Below are 2249 nucleotides of genomic sequence, written 5' to 3'. Positions count from 1 at the left end.
GCGCTGGTGACGAAGATTTGTGCGCGGGCGGTGGGCGGTGCGTACTGCGAGCGCGCGGCCAAGGTCGCGGTGAAGGACACGGAGTTGCCGACACCGATGAGCGCGAAACCCGCGAGCGCGAGCGGGAAGGTCGGGGCGAACGCGCACACCGCCGTCGCGACGGCCATGGCGCCGAAGAGGCGAAGCGCCAGCAGGTCGGGTTCTCCGCGCAGCGGGAAGGCGGTGACGAGAAGCGAGCCGGTGAGGTTGCCCAGACCGTACGCGACGATCAGGGTCGCGCCCGTGCCGGGCCGGCCCGACAGCCCTGGGCCGAGCGTCGCCGCGATGACCGGGATGGCACCGAGTTCCAATGCGGTGAGCATCGTCATCATGGTCACCCGCCGAAGGGGCGCCCTGGTGACGAGCAGGCTGATACCGGCAAGGACGCTGGGTGCCCGGTCGGTCGCGGACGGCCGGGAACGGTCCGGAGGCAGGGTCAGTGTGAGTACCGCGGCGATGGCGGCCGCGCCACTGAGACCGAGCAGGGCCGGGAGCGGACCGGACAGCGCGGCCACGGCCGCGACCATGGCGGGTCCGGCCGTTCCGCCCACCCCGTAGGTCAGCGCGTCCCACCCCTGCGCGCGGCGCTGGGCCCGGGTGCCCGCCCCCGAGATCGCGGCGAGCCTGCTGCTCAACCCGCCTGTCAGGAGAGGGCCGCAGCAACCGGCCACGGCCACCGCGCTGATCGCCACGGCCACCGGCATCCGGCCCACGGCCAGCGCACCGATCGCGAGAGCGACCGCGTAGACGAAGTACGCGATGGCCAGCAACCGCCGACCGTCGCGCGAGCGGTCCAATCTGTGCGCTGCCCACGGTCCTACGAGGTGCGGCGCGCTCAGTGCGGCCGCCAGCAGGCCGCCGGTCGCGGCGCCCTCTCGCAGATGCCTGCCAGGGTCGAGAGCCAGCAAGATCAGCCCGACCGCCGCTCCGCTGTCGGCACCTCGGACGAGGACCGCCGCCAACAGATACCGTCCGAGACCACCAGCGCCGGCGACCTTCGCCCGTACCGTCGCTGCCATGGCCACCCCTTATTTCGTCACCATATTAACCGGTGACGAAAGCTTGCCCGAACGCCGCGTCACCTGTCAATATGGTGAGGTGTTCGCCTTTTTGAGCGGGCGGCTCTGCCTGGACCTGACGACGACACTTCAGGTGCGCCACCGCGACCGCCCGATCGAGACCCTCAACGTCCCCGACGACGTCCGCGGCTGGATCGAGCAGTCCGGCCTGAGCGGCGAGGTCGGCGTCGATGAAGCCGGTCTTGACCGGATACGGGAACTGCGCGAGGCGATCCATCGGCTCGGCCGGGCCGCTCTCGACTCCTCCACGCCTGACCCTGCGGACGTCGCCCTGGTGAACAGCGTCGCCGCGCGCCCGTCGATGATCCCCTGCCTCGTCGACGGGACCATACGGAGGCGCGGGGACCTGGATCAGGTGCTGTCGACGATCGCGCGCGATGCGATCGATCTGTTCGCCGGACCGTACGCGGCCCGGATCCGCGAGTGCGCCCACCCGGACTGCAGCCGGCTCTACCTGGACGCCTCTCACGCCGGGCGGCGTCGCTGGTGCGGTATGACCGCCTGCGGGAACAGGTCCAAGTCCGCCGCATATCGCCGAAGACGCCACGCCGGCACCGAGTGATCAGGAGCGGCGTCTTCCCGACCTTGGACCGAGCGGCAACGGCCGAAGCCGCCCGAATCCGCGCCCCGGGTACCGCGAGGTCGTCGATGAAGGCCTCGGCAGGCATCAATGGATGGGCGGCTCACCGAGGCTTCGTCGGCACAGCGAGGGCGGGCCGGGTGCGGGGATCAGGCGCAGGTGTCGAGGACGTCCCCGTGGTCCAGGAGGCGGAGCAGGCGACGCATGAACAGCGGAACGTGCGCGAGGCGGGCCGAGCCGTCGCGGCACAGGCCGATCAGCATGCGCAGGCCGGCGGGGTCGACGAACTCCAGCTGGGCGACGTCGACGGTCAGGACCCCCTCCCCCGCCCTGACATACGTCAGCGTCCGAGCGACCGGCGGGGTGTTGCCGGCGTCGAGCTCGCCGACCAGCCGGACCACGCCTCCCCGAGGGTGCGGGCTGTAGGTGATGCGGAGCGTGCGATCGAGATGGAGCACCGCCTCGATGAGACCGGCGTCGGCTGCGGGCTTGTCGTTGACCGTCATGGGGGCGCCCTCGGTTGCGGCCGGCTTCCGGCCGGCGTTGCCGAC

General features: G+C 71.6%; 3 protein-coding genes. 1 reads left to right on the top strand and 2 read right to left on the bottom strand.

Annotation, left to right across the window (positions count from 1 at the left end; all coding sequences use genetic code 11):
* A partial coding sequence (locus KIK05_RS46250; RefSeq protein ID WP_214417311.1) for an MFS transporter occupies positions 1-1058 on the bottom strand: 1058 nt, incomplete at its 3' end.
* Here KIK05_RS46250 and KIK05_RS46245 point away from each other — a divergent pair.
* Entirely contained in the window at positions 1057-1680 is a 624-nt protein-coding gene (locus KIK05_RS46245; protein ID WP_214417310.1) for a CGNR zinc finger domain-containing protein, read from the top strand. The genes KIK05_RS46250 and KIK05_RS46245 overlap by 2 nt on opposite strands.
* A 167-nt stretch (positions 1681-1847) precedes the next feature.
* On the opposite strand, the gene KIK05_RS46240 is transcribed toward KIK05_RS46245, so the two are convergent.
* Positions 1848-2249 (bottom strand): STAS domain-containing protein (locus tag KIK05_RS46240; RefSeq protein WP_214417309.1); only part of this gene is annotated, 402 nt, incomplete at its 5' end.

The organism is Sphaerisporangium fuscum (assembly GCF_018531465.1).
GTDB lineage: Bacteria > Actinomycetota > Actinomycetes > Streptosporangiales > Streptosporangiaceae > Sphaerisporangium > Sphaerisporangium fuscum.
This window is presented reverse-complemented; position numbering and strand designations above follow the sequence as displayed.